This is a genomic window from Staphylococcus equorum (assembly GCF_029531845.1).
GTDB classification, from domain to species: Bacteria; Bacillota; Bacilli; order Staphylococcales; family Staphylococcaceae; genus Staphylococcus; species Staphylococcus equorum_C.
The window spans coordinates 69755-89319 of the sequence record NZ_JAMBPV010000002.1; the positions used below are offsets into that span (position 1 = coordinate 69755).

At 32.1% G+C, this 19565-nt stretch carries 19 protein-coding genes; 14 read left to right on the top strand and 5 right to left on the bottom strand.

The window, feature by feature from the left end; genetic code table 11:
• Nucleotide 1: 1 nt before the first annotated feature.
• Both thrB and M4L39_RS02645 read left to right on the top strand, forming a co-directional pair.
• Nucleotides 2-922, top strand: coding sequence for a homoserine kinase (gene thrB / locus M4L39_RS02640; RefSeq protein ID WP_277580620.1), 921 nt, complete (start codon nt 2-4; stop codon nt 920-922).
• A 44-nt stretch (nt 923-966) separates the two neighbouring features.
• Nucleotides 967-1773, top strand: coding sequence for a Cof-type HAD-IIB family hydrolase (locus tag M4L39_RS02645; protein WP_277580621.1), 807 nt, complete (start codon nt 967-969; stop codon nt 1771-1773).
• A gap of 130 nt (nt 1774-1903) precedes the next feature.
• Here the strand turns inward: M4L39_RS02645 and M4L39_RS02650 are convergent, their stop codons facing one another.
• Together M4L39_RS02650 and M4L39_RS02655 are read right to left on the bottom strand one after the other, a co-directional pair.
• Nucleotides 1904-2218, bottom strand: a complete 315-nt coding sequence (locus M4L39_RS02650; RefSeq protein ID WP_002507777.1) for a hypothetical protein — start codon at nt 2216-2218, stop codon at nt 1904-1906.
• Between the two features lie 229 nt (nt 2219-2447).
• A complete protein-coding gene (locus M4L39_RS02655; protein ID WP_277580622.1) occupies nt 2448-3893 on the bottom strand; it encodes an amino acid permease in 1446 nt (481 codons plus the stop codon).
• 224 nt (nt 3894-4117) lie between these two features.
• Here M4L39_RS02655 and M4L39_RS02660 point away from each other — a divergent pair, with 224 nt between their 5' ends.
• Nucleotides 4118-5605, top strand: a complete 1488-nt coding sequence (locus M4L39_RS02660) for a catalase (RefSeq protein ID WP_277580623.1) — start codon at nt 4118-4120, stop codon at nt 5603-5605.
• A gap of 102 nt (nt 5606-5707) precedes the next feature.
• Here M4L39_RS02660 and M4L39_RS02665 read toward each other — a convergent pair whose 3' ends face one another.
• Together M4L39_RS02665 and rpmG are read right to left on the bottom strand one after the other, a co-directional pair.
• A complete protein-coding gene (locus M4L39_RS02665; RefSeq protein ID WP_277580624.1) occupies nt 5708-5956 on the bottom strand; it encodes a hypothetical protein in 249 nt (82 codons plus the stop codon).
• Nucleotides 5957-6530: 574 nt separating this feature from the next.
• Complete coding sequence (gene rpmG / locus M4L39_RS02670) at nt 6531-6680, bottom strand: 50S ribosomal protein L33 (protein ID WP_002507773.1); 150 nt, start codon at nt 6678-6680, stop codon at nt 6531-6533.
• 234 nt (nt 6681-6914) lie between these two features.
• On the opposite strand from rpmG, the gene rpsN reads away from it, so the two are divergent.
• From rpsN to M4L39_RS02685, 3 genes are all read left to right on the top strand, one after another.
• Nucleotides 6915-7184 carry a 30S ribosomal protein S14 gene (gene rpsN, locus M4L39_RS02675; protein WP_277580625.1) on the top strand — a complete coding sequence of 90 codons (270 nt, stop codon included), beginning with the start codon at nt 6915-6917 and terminating at the stop codon, nt 7182-7184.
• Between the two features lie 189 nt (nt 7185-7373).
• Nucleotides 7374-8351, top strand: a complete 978-nt coding sequence (gene guaC / locus M4L39_RS02680; protein ID WP_277580626.1) for a GMP reductase — start codon at nt 7374-7376, stop codon at nt 8349-8351.
• Nucleotides 8352-8362: 11 nt separating this feature from the next.
• Nucleotides 8363-9391, top strand: a complete 1029-nt coding sequence (locus M4L39_RS02685) for a CAP domain-containing protein (RefSeq protein WP_277580627.1) — start codon at nt 8363-8365, stop codon at nt 9389-9391.
• Between the two features lie 200 nt (nt 9392-9591).
• On the opposite strand, the gene lexA is transcribed toward M4L39_RS02685, so the two are convergent.
• Nucleotides 9592-10215, bottom strand: a complete 624-nt coding sequence (lexA, locus tag M4L39_RS02690) for a transcriptional repressor LexA (protein ID WP_277580628.1) — start codon at nt 10213-10215, stop codon at nt 9592-9594.
• 141 nt (nt 10216-10356) lie between these two features.
• On the opposite strand from lexA, the gene sosA reads away from it, so the two are divergent.
• From sosA to sbcC, 8 genes are all read left to right on the top strand, one after another.
• Entirely contained in the window at nt 10357-10590 is a 234-nt protein-coding gene (sosA, locus tag M4L39_RS02695) for a DNA damage-induced cell division inhibitor SosA (RefSeq protein WP_277580629.1), read from the top strand.
• Between the two features lie 130 nt (nt 10591-10720).
• Nucleotides 10721-10969, top strand: coding sequence for a DUF896 domain-containing protein (locus M4L39_RS02700; RefSeq protein ID WP_277580630.1), 249 nt, complete (start codon nt 10721-10723; stop codon nt 10967-10969).
• A 78-nt stretch (nt 10970-11047) separates the two neighbouring features.
• Complete coding sequence (gene tkt / locus M4L39_RS02705) at nt 11048-13036, top strand: transketolase (RefSeq protein WP_277580631.1); 1989 nt, start codon at nt 11048-11050, stop codon at nt 13034-13036.
• Between the two features lie 208 nt (nt 13037-13244).
• Complete coding sequence (locus M4L39_RS02710) at nt 13245-13484, top strand: YneF family protein (RefSeq protein WP_021338794.1); 240 nt, start codon at nt 13245-13247, stop codon at nt 13482-13484.
• A gap of 258 nt (nt 13485-13742) precedes the next feature.
• On the top strand, nt 13743-13928 hold the full coding sequence (locus M4L39_RS02715; RefSeq protein WP_277580632.1) for a hypothetical protein: 186 nt from the start codon (nt 13743-13745) through the stop codon (nt 13926-13928).
• Between the two features lie 402 nt (nt 13929-14330).
• Nucleotides 14331-14798 (top strand): CcdC family protein, encoded by a 468-nt coding sequence (locus M4L39_RS02720; RefSeq protein WP_002507699.1) that lies wholly within the window; start codon nt 14331-14333, stop codon nt 14796-14798.
• 270 nt (nt 14799-15068) lie between these two features.
• The gene (gene sbcD / locus M4L39_RS02725; protein WP_277580633.1) at nt 15069-16199 is read left to right on the top strand and encodes an exonuclease subunit SbcD; all 1131 of its coding nucleotides are present in this window, start codon (nt 15069-15071) and stop codon (nt 16197-16199) included.
• Nucleotides 16200-19229 (top strand): exonuclease subunit SbcC, encoded by a 3030-nt coding sequence (sbcC, locus tag M4L39_RS02730; RefSeq protein ID WP_277580634.1) that lies wholly within the window; start codon nt 16200-16202, stop codon nt 19227-19229.
• Nucleotides 19230-19565 lie beyond the last annotated feature (336 nt).

Here is a 19565-nt window from a genome sequence, read left to right on the forward strand (position 1 = left end):
CATGAGCGATAGGTTATATTTAAAAATTCCGGCATCTACTGCAAATTTAGGTGTCGGTTTTGATTCTATAGGAATGGCTTTAAATAAATTTTTATATTTAGATGTGAAAGTAAGTAAAAATAATGTTTGGACTTTTAACCATATTGGGCCAAATGTTGAAGGATTACCAACTGATAACAGCCACTATATTTTTCAAGTTGCTCAAAAAGTTGCGCGTAAATATAACGTCACTTTACCCAACTTAGATATAGAAATGAGAAGTGAAATTCCATTAGCAAGGGGATTAGGTTCTTCAGCGTCTGCATTGGTTGGTGCGCTTTATATTGCTAACTATTTTGGTGATATAGAGCTGTCTAAATATGAATTACTTCAGCTTGCTACAGAATTTGAAGGGCATCCTGATAATGTAGCACCAACGATATATGGTGGTTTAGTACTTGGTTATTATAATCCAGATACAAAGGTTACAGATGTGTCTTATATTGACACACCAAAAGTAGATATCATTATCACAATCCCATCATATGAATTGAAGACTACTGACTCAAGAAATGCATTACCTGATACTTTCTCGCACAAAAAAGCCGTTCAAAACAGTGCGATAAGTAATACAATGATTAGTGCACTCATACAACACAATTATGAACTCGCTGGTAAGATGATGGAGCAAGACGGTTTCCACGAACCTTATAGACAGCATTTAATACCTGAGTTTCCATCGATTAAATCAATTGCTAAACGATACCAAGCCTATGCGACAGTAATAAGTGGTGCAGGACCTACGGTTTTGAATTTAATTGCACCTGAACGTAGCGGCGAGTTAGTAAGAGAATTGAAGCGTGAATTTGAAAGTTGCCGATCTGAACTTGTTACAATCAATGAATCTGGTGTAGAATCTAAAGTATTGTACCAACATCTTTAATTTGTTGTAGTATAGACTGAAGATGTTGAAAGGAGATAGGCAACATGAGTGAATATAAAGTAATAGTAATGGATATGGACGATACATTGATGAATGCTGAAAATAAAGTCAGCCCTGAAACAGAATCTTATTTAATTGAGATACAAAAACAAGGGTATAAAGTTATTTTAGCTTCAGGTCGTCCAACTGAAGGAATGCTGCCCACTGCGAAATTGTTAGAGTTAGATCAACATAATAGTTATGTAATTAGCTACAATGGTGGTCAAACAATCAATGTACGTGATGAAGCGATTGAAGTGAGCCGGGCAATAACGAAAGAAAATTTTGATTTAATTGTAGATTTTTGTAGAAAACATGAGTTATTTGTTTTAACTTATCAAGATGGTCACATCATATATGAAGGCGAACACGAATATATGAACATTGAATCAGAACTTACTGGTTTACCAATGAAACATGTAGATGATATAAAGACGTATATTCGAACAGATGTGCCTAAAATTATGGGCGTTGATTATGTATCTAAAGTTTCAGCTATTAACACTGAATTAGATGGCAGTTTCAATGAAGCTGTAGATGTTACAACTAGTAAACCTTATTTTTTAGAATTTATGACAAAAGATGTATCTAAAGGAAATGCAATTATTGCTCTATGCGAGAAATTGAATATAGATATAGCCCAAGTGGTTGCATTTGGTGATAGTTCTAACGATATATCGATGCTTGAAGTTGTAGGCTATGCAGTAGCCATGGATAATGCAAATGATGCTGTGAAAGCTGTAGCAGATGAAATTACTTTAAGTAATATTGATAATGGCATTCCGCATACTTTGCAAAAAATAATAAAATAGAAATAGGCTTGTATTTAAGCCTGGTTTATATTCGTTGTATTTAAAAACCACCAATTCAGTTGCATGATATGCCGCTGAATTGGTGGTTTATTTAATGAATAGAGCAATTGCTTTAAGTTCATTTACGTATCTATTTTGCTGTGTGTGTCCATTCATTTTTACCACGATGTCGTTTTACATGTGCGTATACCTGATCGGCTGCATAATCTAAATTTGTGTATACCGTAATAGAAAACGCGGATTGATTCTCTTCGAAATCTTCCTCGAGAAATAAATCTTTAAGATGGTTAAAAAGACTTTCCATTTGTGAATGGTCTAAACTACTATACTCCCTTAATGTGCGTTTAATTAAGCGGTTATGTCTATCTTCAAGTGATTGCACAACAATAACGAAGCGTTCCTCAGTTTCTAAAATATCGTCGAATAAATTCGTTTGTCCAATCATAGTTTCCACCTCTAAGTTACGTTTATTATTATAATTCATTATACTATATTTCTTTGAAACTGAAAATATCATCGCCTTATGAATTTGAATTTGCGTTGAATAAAAAGTGAAAATAAATTTTATAAATCTGGGAAAAAGTTACTGTGAAATTAAACGAACGCTATCTATTAATAAAGAAAAAGCATTGATGCGAGAAACAAATAATTGCTTCGACATCAATGCTAAGATATTAACTGTAATCGTGACTCTTTAAATCTAGATCTTCAAGTTTAACAACTTTAGTTTTTTTGAAATACTTATGTCCAAAGTAAACAATAGCTAAAATAACCATTGGGAAAATATTTCGGAATAATGCTCCAAAATCACCAGACATAGCCGCGCCAAGTGAATTTCCGATAAATAAGAAGAGTAAGGCAAGAATTACAATGATAGGTCCTAATGGATAAAATGGTGCTTTATAAGGAAGCACATCATCAGGATTTTTATTTTGTTTTTTAATTGCTGACCGTAATCTTATTTGTGCTAAAATACTGGATCCCCAAATTACAATGACTAAGGAACCAATAATATTAAGTAACGTGAAAATAATATCTGATTTAAATTGAGCGATAATAATTATAGCTAATACAATGATAAAAGTAGCGAAAAGTGCAGCCATTGGTAATTTTGTAGTTTTATTTAATTTACCTAAGAATTTTGGTGCTTGCTTATCTTCAGCCATCGAGTATAGCATACGACTTGTTGTATAAATACCAGAGTTAGCTGCAGATAACAATGCAGTTAAAATTACAGCGTTAATTACAGATGCTGCAAATGCAATACCTACACGGTCAAATACAATTGTAAATGGACTCTGTGCTACTGATTCACTTTTGTTCAATAACATTGGATCAGTATAAGGGATAATTGCTGATATAACAGCAATTGATAATACATAGAATAATAAAATTCTCCAAAATACTTGTTTAATTGCTTTAGGCATTGAACGATGTGGATTGGATGATTCTCCAGCCGTTACAGCGACAACTTCAGTACCACCAACAGAGAAACCTGCGACTAGTAATACGCCTAAGAAGCCTGAAAATCCACCGACAAACGGTGCTTCTCCGCTTGTGAAATTGCTTAAGCCATATGTTTTACCGCCTAAGATACCAACAATAGTTAAAACGCCAATTACGATAAACACAACAATTGTTATTACTTTAATCAGTGACAACCAAAATTCTGTTTCACCAAAAGCTTTAACTGAAAAAATATTCAGTAAGAAGAGTAAGCATAAAAAGATAATACTCCACGTCATTGGTGAAAAGAACTGAAATACATCCCAATAATAAAGTACGCTTGCAGATATAATGATATCAACACTCGTTACGAGTAACCATATTGCCCAATATAACCAACCCATCGTAAAGCCTAATGAACTATCTACGAAACGGGTAGAGTAAGAACTGAATGATCCCGAAACAGGATAAAATGTAGCTAATTCCCCGATAGACGACATTAAGAAATATAGCATTACGCCGATAATCAAATAAGCCAATATTGCGCCGCCTGGACCAGCTTGAGATATAACATTCCCAGTTGCTACGAATAACCCGGTACCGATGGCGCCACCAATTGCTATCATTGAAATATGTCGAGAGTTAAGACCACGATTCATATTATTTTGTGCCATAAAAAAATCTCCTATAATCTATTGAATTTTATATATACAATCCATTTTAATGCTTTTAAGTGATACAAGCAATGCCTTTTGTGACTTAAAATTCATATAATGTTTAAATATTTAGAAAATTTTCACATATTTTAATAACACTTTGTTGCTTTTAAAGTCATATTACATTAAAATATATGCTAGATAATAATTATTATTATTTAGAAAATCGAGGGGGAATTTTTATGAGTAATGATAAAAAATTGACGAGCCTTTTTGGCGCGCCAGTCTCTGACAGAGAAAATAGTATGACTGCAGGGCCAAGAGGGCCACTATTAATGCAAGATTGGTACTTTTTAGAACAAATGGCTCACTTTGATAGAGAAGTTATTCCTGAACGACGTATGCATGCGAAAGGTTCTGGTGCATTTGGTACGTTCACAGTTACAAATGATATTACAAAATATACTTCTGCAAGTATTTTTTCAGAAGTTGGAAAACAAACAGAAATGTTTGCACGTTTTTCTACAGTAGCTGGGGAACGTGGGGCAGCGGACGCTGAACGTGATATCCGTGGGTTTGCTTTGAAGTTTTATACGGATGAAGGTAACTGGGATTTAGTAGGTAATAACACACCAGTATTCTTCTTTAGAGATCCTAAATTATTCGCAAGTCTTAACCACGCAGTTAAACGTGATCCAAGAACAAATATGCGTAGTTCACAAAACAATTGGGATTTTTGGACATCATTACCTGAAGCATTACATCAAGTAACAATCTTGATGTCAGATCGTGGTATTCCAAAAGGTTTTAGAAATATGCATGGTTTTGGTTCTCATACTTATTCAATGTACAATGACAAAGGTGAACGTGTATGGGTAAAATTCCATCACAGAACACAACAAGGCATTGAAAATCTACAACCTGATGAAGCGGCAAATGTAATTGCTAACGATAGAGAATCATCACAACGTGATTTGTTCGAAGCAATTGAAAATAAAGATTATCCAAAATGGAAATTATATATCCAAGTGATGACTGAGGAGCAAGCACGTAATCATAAAGATAATCCATTTGATTTAACTAAAGTCTGGTATAAAGGTGATTACCCGCTAATTGAAGTTGGAGAATGGGAGCTTAACCGCAATCCAGATAACTACTTCCAAGATGTTGAACAAGCTGCATTTGCGCCAACGAACATTGTTCCAGGGTTAGATTTTTCACCTGATAAAATGTTACAAGGTCGTTTATTCTCATATGGCGATACACAACGTTACAGACTTGGTGCAAACCATTGGCAAATTCCAGTGAACCAACCTAAAGGTGTGGGTGTTGAAAATATTTGTCCATTTAGTAGAGATGGTCAAATGAGAATTTTAGATAATAATCAAGGTGGTGGCACACACTATTATCCAAATAGTGATGGCTCTTTCGAGGATCAACCACAATTTAAAAAACCTGGATTACCAATTGAAGGCGAAGCGTATGAATATGATTTCAGACAAGATGATGACAATTACTTCGAACAACCAGGTCGCTTGTTTAGATTACAATCTAAAGAGCAACAAGAGCGTATATTTGTAAATACTGCAAATGAAATGCAAGGTACTACATTAGAAGTTCAACACCGTCATATCCGTCACTGTTACAAAGCTGATAGTGAATATGGTAAAGGTGTGGCGAATGCATTAGGTATTGATATAAACGATGTAGATTTAGAAGTAGCAGACTAAATTAATATGATGGGTATTAATTTTTTAAGAAATTTTTAAATCCTAATACAAAATTTATAATTAAAGGTAGCTTCCAAAATAATGGAGGCTACCTTTTTTATGTTATCTCGTTTTAATGCCTAAAAAGTTTTGTGAATAAAAATGGATTTTACCACAATTATTGCACATAAGTGCAATTAATGGAGTTGCATCAGTTCCTAATGAAGCTGTTAATAAGGGTGCGAAATAATGGCCATTTAAAATTTCGATTTTTGGATGTTCACAGTTACAAATACTTTTGTTTTTGGTTTTTGCCGTTATTGAATTAATGATATGACTTTTTTGCTCGTCTGACATGTGGCGATTTTCCATAAAATTCTCCTCCAATAATAGATACTTATACTATTATAAGATCTTTCGTTGTTGATTAGAAGACGGAGTGAAAATTTAAAAGTGACAATTAAGTTGTAAAATGTTAATTAACACTTATTAATGGGAATATGAGTTTTGTAAGCTATAAAAGACATTGCAAAGAGCTTATCTTCCTGTGAAGAGCTAATCAAAGTTATAATTTCAATCATAAAAATAAAGGATTCAGTATTATGAAAAGTCTTCAGATAATTTATTTCTAATTGTTACTGTAAGAATTCCTTCAAATATTTGTTAATGACAAGTTCATAAATGAAATTTAAATATATTATATTATATTATTTTTGAATTGGCAGTGATTTGGGCCGACTCTGGGGGTAAGCACTAGCTGTAGACTACAGGCTGAGGTTGTGCTCGCGTAAAGCGTGCAAAAAAAGCCAACAAAGTCGGAGACGTTGTTGGCACTCTGAAATGTCTCCATTATGGAGACACCTTTAACTTTAGAACTTAACAAACGGTTTAAGTTCAGTATTACTTTTAAATATGTCGTATTCAAAAGATAAGATTTAACATCATATTATTTTGTTTCGCGATGTAACGTATATTTATTTAATCTTGGACAGAACTTTTTAAGTTCAATACGCTCAGGATTATTACGTTTGTTTTTAGTAGTAATATAGTTACGTTCACCAGACTCAGTACAAGCCAATGTAATATTTACGCGCAAAGTAGACACCTCTTTCTTAATAGGAATGGTTACGCTTTAAAATTCTATCATATAAAGTATTCGATTTCAATTACTTTTCTAAAATATATGCATTCATTAACTAAGATTCGAATTGTATCATTCAAAAACATTGTAACTCAAAAATCTGGATATAAAACTTTCTGTTTGATTAATTAAACAGATGTGTTATGATTTAAAACGAAATAATTACGATTTAAAAGGAGAGACAAATTAATGGCAAAAAAATCAAAAATAGCAAAAGAACAAAAAAGAGAACGTTTAGTAGCTGAGTATTATGAATTACGCCAAGAACTAAAAGCTAAAGGAGATTATGAAGCATTAAGAAAACTACCGAGAGATTCCTCTCCGACAAGATTAACAAGTCGTTGTAAGGTTACTGGAAGACCTAGAGGTGTTTATAGAAAATTTACAATGTCTAGAATTGCCTTTCGTGAATATGCACATAAAGGACAAATTCCAGGGGTTAAAAAATCAAGTTGGTAAATACGACCCAAGTTCGTTTACATTTGTAGTAAAACAATGTATATTATCAATTGGTTAAGATAAACTAAAAGTTATTGTTCGGAATTTGCTGTAAAAATATGTGCTTTTCTTATGCAATAATGAAAATCATCTTGAAAATCTTACCATTATATTATTGTTTTATTAAAAATGTTAGGGGTTTGTTAAATTATGAAAATTTTTGATTATGAAGATATCCAACTGATACCAAATAAATGTATTGTTGATAGTCGCTCTGAATGTGATACAACCGTTAAATTTGGTTCAAGAAATTTTAAATTGCCTGTAGTACCAGCAAATATGCAAACAGTTATGAACGAAGAATTAGCAGAATGGTTTGCAGAAAATAATTATTTTTATATTATGCATAGATTTGACGAAGAAGCTCGAATTCCGTTTACTAAAAAGATGCAAGAAAAAGGTTGGTTCGCATCTATTTCTGTAGGAGTGAAAGAACGTGAATTCGGTTTTGTCGAAAAATTAGCAGCAGAAAATATAATCCCTGACTATATTACAATTGATATTGCACATGGTCATTCAGATTCAGTCATTAATATGATTAAACATATAAAAGAACATATTCCAGAAACATTTGTAATTGCTGGTAACGTGGGGACACCTGAGGGCGTTCGTGAACTTGAAAATGCCGGGGCGGATGCTACGAAAGTGGGTATAGGCCCTGGTCGAGTTTGTATTACTAAAATTAAAACTGGTTTTGGAACTGGTGGTTGGCAGTTATCAGCACTCAACCATTGTAGTAAAGCAGCACGAAAACCAATCATCGCTGATGGTGGTATCAGAACACATGGAGATATCGCTAAATCAATTCGCTTTGGGGCATCAATGGTAATGGTGGGTTCATTATTTGCAGCTCATGAAGAATCTCCTGGTGAAACTGTTGAATTAGATGGTAAAATGTATAAAGAATACTTTGGTAGTGCTTCTGAATTCCAAAAAGGTGAACATAAAAACGTTGAAGGTAAAAAAATGTTTGTTGAACACAAAGGTTCTTTACTTAATACTTTAATAGAAATGCAACAAGATTTACAAAGTTCAATTTCGTATTCAGGTGGCAAAGATTTGAATTCATTAAGAAAAGTGGATTATGTAATTGTTAGAAACTCTATTTTTAATGGTGATAGAGACTAGTTTTATAGTGGGTGTATAAAATCAGGAAAATTTTATTATATATAGTTGTTTTGTTAATAATAGTATTAGTCGTTCCAATCAAAGAAACTACACCTATGACATCATTACAACAACAGTTCAAATCAAAAGTGGACGGTTGGACATCAGAATCAGAACAATCTACTTCTGATGATGCGCTAAAAGTACCGAGTGAACAAGAATTTGCTGTGAATAATATTCAAATGAATATGACTAAGGATGAAGTTGACAAAAAGTTAGGAGACGCACAACGTGTGACTTCTAATGAATATGGCACAAATTGGCATACTTACTATTCTGGTGATTATAGGTCATTTGTTATGGTGAGTTACATTGATGATAAAGTAAACGCACTTTATAGTAATCAAAATGTAATTTCATCAAAATCAAAAATTAAATATGGATCACCAAAAGAAGTCGTTAGAGATAGATTAGGTGAACCTATTACTGAAAAAGAAAAAGGTCATGTGAAATTTGATGTGCAAGATGATGAATTCGACAATTTCCATGATAATCAGATTTATACAACAGCTTTTTATGACAAACATGAGAATAATAACTTAACTGCACTTTTACAAGTTAGTGAAAAAATGGAGAACCGCTTACAACAACAATACGGTGCACCTTCAGAAGGATTGGCGCAAAGTTTCGAATTACAAAACTTTGATTTGGTAAATGCTGAGAGAGTCCAACGTGATTTAGCATCTTTAAATTATTCGTCAAGTATTTCTGATACCGCTAGAAAACACAGTGTAGACATGGCAGAGCATGACTATTTTGATCATGATAATTTATCAGGTGATTCACCTTTTGACAGATTAGAAGCTGATGGCCATGATTTTAATGCAGCAGGTGAAAATCTTGCCTATGGTCAAACAAGTAGCATTTACGCACACCAAGGTTTAATGAATTCATTAGGACATAGAAAGAATATACTAAAAAAAGAATTCAAAACATTAGGTGTAGGTGTGGACTTTAATGAGGATAGACAACCTTATTGGACTGAAAATTACAGTGGATAGTGTTTATTGATTGTTATAAAAGGGTATCTTATAATTTGTGAGGATGAATAAGTTATGACAACAAATAAAAAAGATAAAACAGAAGATATACTTGAAAAAGTAAAAGAAGTCTTAGATAAAAAAGACAAAAAATAAGAGGTTGAGCTCATTGCTCAATCTCTTATTTTTTGTGAGAGTGTTTTTAAAGATTAAGTTTATAATTACATTTCTCTAAATAGTCCTACAACTTTACCTAATACGCTTACGTTATCTAAATAGATAGGTTCCATTGTACTATTCTCAGGTTGTAAGCGATAACGTGTTTTTTCTTTGTAGAATCGTTTAACAGTAGCTTCATTTTCTTCAGTCATAGCAACAATAATATCTCCGTTTTCAGCGATTGTCTGGCTTCTAACGATTACTTTATCACCGTCTAAAATACCTGCTTCAATCATGCTGTCTCCAACGACATTGAGAATGAAAATATCACTGTTATGTGTTGAAGTGAAGTGTTCGGGTAATGGGAAATATTCCTCAACATTTTCTACAGCAGTAATAGGTATACCGGCTGTTACTTTACCGATTACAGGAACGTGTATGGTTTCTTCCATATTTAAAGTATCACCTAATTGTTCTGATACAATTTCAATTGCACGAGGTTTAGTCGGATCTCTTCTTATATATCCTTTTTCTTCTAACCTTGATAAGTGACCGTGAACTGTGGAACTTGATGCTAACCCTACAGCTTCACCAATCTCTCTTACGCTTGGTGGATATCCTTTTGAATGAACTGTTTGTTTGATATATTCGAAAATTTCACTTTGTCGCTTTGTTAACTCTCTCATAGTAGGCACTCCCTAGATTAATTTATTTTTATTATAGCATGCATATATATAATTTACAAACGTTTGTTCGTTTCTTGTTGACTCGGAACAAGTGTTCTGGTAAGGTGTAAATACAAACAAACGTTCTAGGAGTGACTGCTAATGTTAAAAATATATAAACACCAAATAAAAGCATATGTAACAGTGTTATTTGTTACTATGTTATTAAGTGCATTATTTATTTTAAGTGCACATAATAATGCCGAATCAGAACAGACGTACGAAATGACCGATCACCAAATAACGCATGAACCTGCAAAAAGCGAACAATATAATGTAAAAACTGAAGGAAATAGCGAACACGAACATCAGCCGGTTATTGCAGCTGTTAAATAATCATTTTTATAGAAGTGTTCTGGGAAAGCAATCATGTTAATAGTAAATAGGGATAAAGTGAGCGAAACGATTTAGTTTCGCTCACTTTTTTGTTATATTTTTCCTAGATTATAAATTACGGAGGTTTACTATGGCTAACAAGGGTGGCGTAGATTTAGAACGTATTAATGAATTAGCAAAGAAGAAAAAGGAACAAGGACTTACTCAAACTGAAGCTAAAGAACAATCTAAGTTGCGTAAAGCTTATTTAGATGAATTTAGAGGCAAGTTCAAACAACAAATTGAAAGCACTAGAATTATTGATTCAGAGGGAAATGATGTTACACCTAATAAAGTAAAAAAAATATTAGATTCTAAAGGTAAAGAAGATAAAAACTAAATCACTTTTTTGTTAAATAGAAGAAAAATAATGTATAATGATTATTGAATCTTGCTAGAAGAAAGGAAGTCATGTTAGATGAATATAGAAAAAGATCAATTAGCAATAGATACGATTAGAGCGTTAAGTATCGATGCTATTGAAAAAGCAAACTCAGGTCACCCTGGATTACCAATGGGCGCTGCTCCTATGGCCTATACTTTATGGACGCGTCATTTAAACTTTAACCCCCAATCAAAAGATTTCTTTGATAGAGATCGCTTTGTATTATCTGCGGGGCATGGGTCTGCGTTATTATACAGTTTATTACATGTTTCAGGCAGCTTAGAATTAGAAGAGCTTAAACAATTTAGACAATGGGATTCTAAAACGCCTGGACATCCTGAATTTAGACATACGGATGGAATTGAAGTAACAACAGGTCCACTTGGACAAGGTTTCGCTATGTCAGTTGGTATGGCAATGGCAGAAAAACACTTAGCAGGTAAATTTAATAAAGATGATGCACAAGTTGTAGATCATTATACTTATGTGCTTGCTTCTGATGGTGACTTAATGGAAGGTGTTTCACATGAAGCTGCTTCATTAGCAGGTCACAGTCAATTAGATAAACTTATCGTTTTATATGATTCTAATGATATCTCTTTAGATGGTGATTTAGATAAAGCATTTTCTGAAGATGTTAAAGGTCGTTTCGAAGCATACGGTTGGAAACATAGTTTAGTTGAAGACGGTAATGATATCGAAGCAATTGATAAAGCACTTGAAGAAGCGAAGTCTAATGATGTACCTACAATAATTGAAGTTAAAACAATTATTGGTTATGGTGCACCAAACAAACAAGCTTCTCATGGTGTGCACGGTGCGCCATTAGGCGAAGATGAAAGAAAATTAGCTTTCGAAAATTATGGTTTAGATCCTGAAAAACGTTTTAATGTGCCTGAAGAAGTATATGAAATTTTCCAACAAACTATGCTAAAACGTGCTAACGAAAAAGAAGAAGCATGGAATAAACTTGTTGAAGAATATAGCGGTAAGTACTCAGATTTAGCTGAACAATTTAAACTAGCTATTAGTGGTAAATTACCAGTAAATTATAAAGATGAGTTACCACACTTCGAAGCTGGCCATAGCGGTGCTTCTCGTGCTGATTCTGGTGAAGTAATACAAGCATTAAGTAAAACAGTGCCTTCATTCTTTGGTGGGTCAGCTGACTTAGCTGGTTCTAACAAATCAAACGTAAAAGAGGCGGCTGATTTTAACAAAGATACACCAGAAGGCAAAAATATTTGGTTTGGTGTGCGAGAATTCGCAATGGGAGCTGCAGTAAATGGTATGGCTGCACATGGCGGATTACATCCATACGGTGCAACATTCTTCGTATTCAGTGACTACTTAAAACCAGCACTTCGTTTATCATCAATCATGGGCTTAAATTCAACATTCATCTTTACGCATGATTCAATTGCTGTTGGTGAAGATGGTCCAACACATGAACCAATCGAACAATTAGCTGGTTTACGTGCGATACCTAATATGAATGTGATTCGTCCTGCAGATGGTAACGAAACACGTGTGGCTTGGGAAGTAGCACTAGAATCAGAAAGTACACCAACATCATTAGTATTAACGCGTCAAAACCTTACAACAATGGACTTACCAAAAGAAACAGTTGAAGAGGGCGTACGTAAAGGTGCTTATGTAGTGTTTGAATCTGACAAAGAAGCGGAATTCTTATTATTAGCAACAGGATCAGAAGTTAATCTTGCTGTAGATGCAGCAAAAGATTTAGAAGCACAAGGCAAAGGCGTTCGTGTTGTATCAATGCCTAACTGGAATGCATTCGATCAACAATCTGTTGAGTATAAAGAATCAGTGCTACCATCATCAATTACAAAACGTGTAGCGATTGAAATGGCTTCACCACTTGGTTGGCATAAATATGTCGGCACTGAAGGCAAAGTCATCGCTATCGATGGATTTGGTGCAAGTGCGCCTGGCGATTTAGTAATTGAAAAATATGGCTTTACTAAAGAAAACGTATTGAATCAAATACAAACATTCTAATTAATATAATTAATTATTTAAATTGTTGGTATGAGAGCGAAAGTTCTCATACCAATTTTTATTATTAGATAAAGAATAGCTTATATTTACAAAGTGATTTTGTAATTGATATAATACATAAGGTTGAAAAAATATATTAATTGAGTTGCTCTTGAAAAGGAGCACCAATTTTAGTAAAATTCATTAGGATAGGAAAGTGGGTGAAACAATGGCAACTTGGTTAGCAATTTTATTAATCGTGTTAGCACTAATTCTAGGACTAGTCGGTGGATTTTTCCTTGCAAGAAAATATATGATGGATTATCTTAAAAAGAACCCACCAATTAACGAAGAGATGCTACGTATGATGATGATGCAAATGGGTCAAAAACCATCTCAAAAGAAAATAAATCAAATGATGACGATGATGAACAAAAATCAACAAGATCAAATGAAAAAAACAAAATAATGTTCTATAAAAGGTTCGAGCCAATAAGTGAATTGGTTTGAACCTTTATTTTTTATATTAAGAATAATCCATTTAAAACATCTAGTGGAAGTAAAGGTTTCCTTGAGTGGATGATAGTTTTTAACAAGTAATTGGTGTCCTAAATTCTATAGTATTCAATAAGTAAAATGCGAGTTTTACATTTCGAATATTCAGAAAATATTTGATTATGATATGATTTTTGTTATAATTATGTATATATAAGGGAGGTATCGATAAGTGAAGGATGCTTATGACATGGAAGACAGAGAAGTCTTAGATCGACTAGCTAATATGCACATTAACTTTCCGAACGATGAAGCTTTTAAGAAATATCATAATGCAATGCAAATTCATAATATGAATTATCTTAGATATACACTAAATGATGCATTATCAGCATGCGTTAATTCGCACGTGAAATAGAGAAAAAATGATAGAATAAGCCTTTATCAAGGTTCATTCGCATTGTCGACAAAGTCTTAACGACTTTGTTGGCATTTTTTATGGTGTATGTTTTGGATTTTTTTAGTCACACAAAGCTTTAGTCATAGCAATTCACTTCTCCCAAAGAATAAAAAACAATAGTAGTAATTTATATTATTCGCATAGATGTTAAGCATATTTAATATAAAAATTTATTATTTATAGAAGGAAAAGATATTGATAGGTATTATCTACATAATTTGAAAATGTTAATATATACTATGTAATGTTATAAACAATAAAGTAGATGAAAACGAATTAAAAATACTGATTAATATTTTGTTAAGTGATATACTATCAAAAGTAAATATCATCTTATAGAAATTCAAAGAAGGTGTAAGAGTGTTATATTTAGTAATTTCTATAATTTTCGCTTTTATAATGGGACTAGGTGCTATTTTTGTGCGAATGAAAGCGCAAAATTTTCCAGTTAATGAAAAGAAAATTATATTACCACCATTTTTTATGGCAACAGGTGCTTTAATGTATGTTGTTCCATATTTTAGATTAACCGGTCTTGAAATTGTAGAATGTATCATTTTAGGTATAGCGTTTTCTACAATTTTAATATGGACATCTAAATTTGAAACTCAAGGTAGTGAAATATATATGAAACGCTCTAAAGCTTTTCCTATTATTCTAATTTCATTACTTTTAATACGTACATTACTTAAAATATTTATTAGCAATAAGATAGACCCAGGAGAAATTGGTGGTATGTTTTTCTTACTTGGCTTTTCTATGATTGTTCCTTGGCGTTTAGCGATGTTATATAAATATAAAAAGCTTAAAAGCACGTTAATTCAATAGCTTGAAGAGGCTGGGGCATAAATATATGTCTCAGCCTCAATTGTTATATTGCAGTAGTTGACGGATGTGAAAATACGTTTACATTAATCTTCTAAAGAACTAGAGCGCTTGTATCCTTTTTTCTAGTCATCTTTACCAGGTTAAGCTCATACAACTAAATCACATTAGAAAAATTAGTTTTCTGTCCTACCCCCATTTTTATTATACTTGTCTTATTGGTAAAAATATTATAATATAAATACGAACAAACGTTCTATTAGAGGTGTTAAAATGAAAATAATACATACGGCAGATTGGCATTTAGGCAGAATATTAAATGGTAAATCGCTATTAGATGATCAAGCATATATATTAAATCGTTTTATAGAAGCGATGGAAAATGAACAACCGGATGTCATAGTAGTCGCGGGTGATTTATATGATACGAGTTATCCGAATAAAGATGCCATTCAATTATTAGAAAGCACAATTGATACCTTGAATTTAGAGATGGGCATTCCACTCATTATGATAAGCGGGAACCATGATAGTAAAGAACGATTGAATTATGGGTCCAAGTGGTTTGAAAAATCGAATTTATATATACGTACAAAACTTGAAAATATAAATGTGCCTATTTCAATTGGATCTATAGATTTTTATACGTTACCGTTTGCAACAATTAATGAAACACAACACTTTTTAAAAGATAGTACGATAGAGACCTATCAACAGGCTTTAAGTAAATCTATTGAATATATGAGTAACAATATAAATAAAAACAATACCAATATTTTAATTGGTCATTTAACTGTACAAGGTGGTATTCGTTCAGAATCTGAGAGACCTTTATCTATAGGCACAGTGGAATCTGTAGAAGCTGACTCGTTTCAACAGTTTGATAGAGTTATGTTGGGTCATCTGCATCATCCTTTTAGCATAGATTCTGATTTTATAAGCTACAGTGGATCTATACTTCAATATTCTTTTTCTGAAGTGAATCAACCTAAAGGGTATAGAACAATTGAAATTAATGAAGATACAATAAAAGAAAAGTTTATACCGATAGAACCTTTGCGACAATTAGAAGTTATAGAAGGGGATTACGAAGACGCAATACAAGAGAAATTAAAAGTAAAAGATAAGGATAATTATTTACATTTCAAACTAAAACATATGTCTCATGTCAGTGATCCAATGGTACATTTGAAACAAATTTATCCCAATACATTGGCACTTACAAACCAAACCTTTGATTTTGGTGCACACATTCATCAAGATAACTATGAAATTCAAAAATTAGATGATAAAACGATTATTGATAATTTCTATCAAAGTATTACTGATGAAGACCTAACACAAACTCAAAGTAAAACAGTATCTAAAGTATTAAATGTTTTACTCGAAGGAGGATCTGAATAAATGAGACCCTTAACATTACATTTAAATAATTTCGGTCCTTTCTTAAAAGAAGTGATAGATTTTAATAATGTAAAAGATAATCAGCTTTTTTTAATCAGTGGGAAAACTGGATCTGGTAAGACAATGGTTTTTGACGCGATTGTGTATGCGCTTTTTGGTGAAGCGTCTACTAAAGATAGAAAAGAAAGTGATTTAAGAAGTCATTTTGCAGATAGTAAAACACCTATGATTGTAGAATTTGAATTTAAGTTAAGAGACCATATTTTCAAGATTGTGCGACAAGGTGCATTTATTAAAGAAGGTAATAAAAATAAAACATTAGGCCAATTAGCTATATATCAATATGAAGATGACGAATTTAATCTCAGAGAGAGTAAAATAAATACGGGTAATCAATTTATTAGAGATTTATTAGGCGTAAATGCAGAGCAATTCAGACAACTTTTTATATTACCTCAAGGAGAATTTAAGCGCTTTTTACTATCTAAAAGCTCCGAAAAGCAAGAGATTTTAAGGACACTTTTTAATAGCCAGCGTTTTGAAGAAATACAGAAACACTTGAGTAATGACGTGAAAGAAGTTAGGGAACAAATTGAAAAGAGATTCAGTATATTAGAAAATAATTGGCGTGATATTGAAACATTTAACGATGAAACATTAACAGAATATAAAATAATCAATGCTAGGCAGACAAATCGAATTGTGGAAGTTTTGCCTGAATTTAAAGAAAAAGCTCGAAAAATACAACAAGAATTAAAAGAAAAAAAGAATGTTCATAAAAATGAAGTGATCTTGGCAGAAAATGATTTAAATTATAATTTAAAACTTGAAGAAGCATTAACTAAGCTTAAAGAGAAGCAACAACAATATGAACAGTTGCTTTTAGATGATGATGAAATCAAAAAGAAAATAAAGCTATTAAATGAAATTTATGAAGTAAGACCATTAGCTAATTTGTTAGAGTCTAAAGAAACTTTATCTTTAAAAAAAGAAAAAGCAATAAAAGATATAGAAGAAAAAGAAAAAGCAATTAATATCATCACAAAAAAGGCACATGAAAATAAAAAACAACTTGAAAAATATTTACAGTCTTCAGAGGCTATAGAAGATTTTAGAAAGTATGTAGAGAAATGTAAGTTGTTTTATGATAAAGCAATCAAATATCAAGATGCGTATCATCAGCGTGAAACTATAACTAGCGCTTACAAAACACTTGAAGAAAAGATAAAAACACAAAAGCAACAATTGGATGCTATCACTGAGAAGTTAAACCAGCGTAAGCCTGATTATAAAAAAGTCGAATTGCTTAATTCACAAATTTTCAATTTAAATAATGAAATTAAAGAATTAAAACAAAATGAACTCAAAAAAATTGAATTTAAAAGCTTACAGAAAAGAAAAAAACAGCAATTAGAAGATATAGAAAAATTTCACATACAGCTTCAACAATTAGATGATAAATATCATGATATAGATAAAACGAATATGGATTTAAACAATAAAAAGGATATTATTGCAAAAGTTCAATCAGCGTTAAATTCAGGCGATACATGTCCGATTTGTGGAAATGAAGTACATTCAATTGAAGAACATTTAGACTTTGATGAACTTACGGAAAGGCATCAACAGTTATCTATAATAGAAGAACAACGTAGTGACATAAAAGAGAAAAAGATTAAATCTGAAAGTGAATTAAATCATTTAAATGAACAAATAGAAAAAATTTCTCAAAAAGAGCTTAACAATACAAATTATCATGAACTTGAAAAGCGAATTGATTATAAACATGAGGAAAAACAGAATTTAGAAAAAGAAAATGAAGAGATTAATCAATTAAAAGAACAATTACAGAAAGATGAACAAAGTTATCACACGCTAGAATTAGATATGAAAAATAAGCAGCACACTTTAAGAGAAAATGATATTACTATAAATGACTTCGAACATAATACTGATTTTGATAATGTTGCTAAGTTTGTGAAAGTTTATGAAAGTAATTTAGAAAAGATAAAAGAATATGACAATATTATTTATAAATTAGAACAAAATATTCTAAATAATAATCACCAACTGTCTATTGAAGGAAATAGTAAAGCATATATAGAATCTAGCTTAAAAGAATTGAAAAATGAATTAGAAAATATGAATCTGAAGATTGATGAAGAAATGGCAAGAATTGGCTTTACTCAATTTGCACAAGTGCAAGAAACGATAGTTAAAGTAGCAGATAAAGATAAAATTGAGGCAGAAATCAATACTTACAATAAAGAGAAACAGTCATTGAAATTAGTTATTTCACAACTCAGTGAGGAAACGAAAAATAAAAAACTTCAAGATAGCCAACATTTAAAAGAAGTTCATCAACAAAAGCAACAAACATTAGACAAGGTAGCTACTGAATTAAGCCAACATGAATATAAGATTGATTTTAATCAGAAGAAAATCAATGAAATTAATACAATTATAGAGAAATTAGAAAAGGAATTAAAAGCACAACAAGAAGTATTTCAATTAGCTGAAATATTATCAGGTAAAAATGATCAAAAGCTAACATTAGAAAACTATGTATTAATTCACTACTTAGAACGGATTCTTGCTCAAGCCAATCAGCGCTTAGCGTTAATGACAGGCCAACGCTATCAATTAACAAGAAGGGAACAAATATCACAAGGATACAGTGGGCTTGAAATAGACGTGTTTGATTCCCATTCAAATCAATCCCGACATATCTCATCATTGTCTGGTGGAGAAACTTTTCAAGCATCATTAGCCTTAGCTTTAGGACTTAGTGAAGTAGTTCAACAAGAGTCTGGAGGTATTGCTTTAGACTCAATGTTTGTAGATGAAGGTTTCGGAACATTAGATCAAGAAACACTAGAAACAGCGTTAGATACATTACTCAGTTTGAAATCTACGGGGAGAATGGTAGGTATTATTTCTCACGTAAGTGAACTTAAGCAAAGAATTCCGTTAATTCTTGAAGTTAGTACAGAGCAATATCAAAGTACTACACAGTTTAAAAGGCAATAATTAACAGCAACTCAGACTCAATGGTTATATTAACAGTAGATGACTAAATTGAAAATAACGTTATATCAAGTTTTTAACGAACTATGTCTTCATTTATGATGATGAGTTGTACTTATGCAAGAGTTTCATCTTTGGTTTTCCTTTTTATAGTCAGCTTTGTGTGAGCGGGACAGAAATCAAATTTCAAATTTTGGTTTCTGTCCCGCTCTGTTTTAGTTTGAAAAGTTAACATTTTTAATTTAGATGTTTGTTTTATAATCGTGAGTTTGATGAAGGCTATAGATTAAGGTTCAGAAGAAAAATACGCATAAAAAATACCAACGCAATCGATAGATT

Coding starts and splice junctions, on each gene's coding strand:
- thrB (WP_277580620.1), top strand. CDS start 2: ATGAGCGATAGGTTATATTTAAAAATTCCGGCATCTACTGCAAATTTA.
- M4L39_RS02645 (WP_277580621.1), top strand. CDS start 967: ATGAGTGAATATAAAGTAATAGTAATGGATATGGACGATACATTGATG.
- M4L39_RS02650 (WP_002507777.1), bottom strand. CDS start 2,218: ATGATTGGACAAACGAATTTATTCGACGATATTTTAGAAACTGAGGAA.
- M4L39_RS02655 (WP_277580622.1), bottom strand. CDS start 3,893: ATGGCACAAAATAATATGAATCGTGGTCTTAACTCTCGACATATTTCA.
- M4L39_RS02660 (WP_277580623.1), top strand. CDS start 4,118: ATGAGTAATGATAAAAAATTGACGAGCCTTTTTGGCGCGCCAGTCTCT.
- M4L39_RS02665 (WP_277580624.1), bottom strand. CDS start 5,956: ATGGAAAATCGCCACATGTCAGACGAGCAAAAAAGTCATATCATTAAT.
- rpsN (WP_277580625.1), top strand. CDS start 6,915: ATGGCAAAAAAATCAAAAATAGCAAAAGAACAAAAAAGAGAACGTTTA.
- guaC (WP_277580626.1), top strand. CDS start 7,374: ATGAAAATTTTTGATTATGAAGATATCCAACTGATACCAAATAAATGT.
- lexA (WP_277580628.1), bottom strand. CDS start 10,215: ATGAGAGAGTTAACAAAGCGACAAAGTGAAATTTTCGAATATATCAAA.
- sosA (WP_277580629.1), top strand. CDS start 10,357: ATGTTAAAAATATATAAACACCAAATAAAAGCATATGTAACAGTGTTA.
- M4L39_RS02700 (WP_277580630.1), top strand. CDS start 10,721: ATGGCTAACAAGGGTGGCGTAGATTTAGAACGTATTAATGAATTAGCA.
- tkt (WP_277580631.1), top strand. CDS start 11,048: ATGAATATAGAAAAAGATCAATTAGCAATAGATACGATTAGAGCGTTA.
- M4L39_RS02710 (WP_021338794.1), top strand. CDS start 13,245: ATGGCAACTTGGTTAGCAATTTTATTAATCGTGTTAGCACTAATTCTA.
- sbcD (WP_277580633.1), top strand. CDS start 15,069: ATGAAAATAATACATACGGCAGATTGGCATTTAGGCAGAATATTAAAT.
- sbcC (WP_277580634.1), top strand. CDS start 16,200: ATGAGACCCTTAACATTACATTTAAATAATTTCGGTCCTTTCTTAAAA.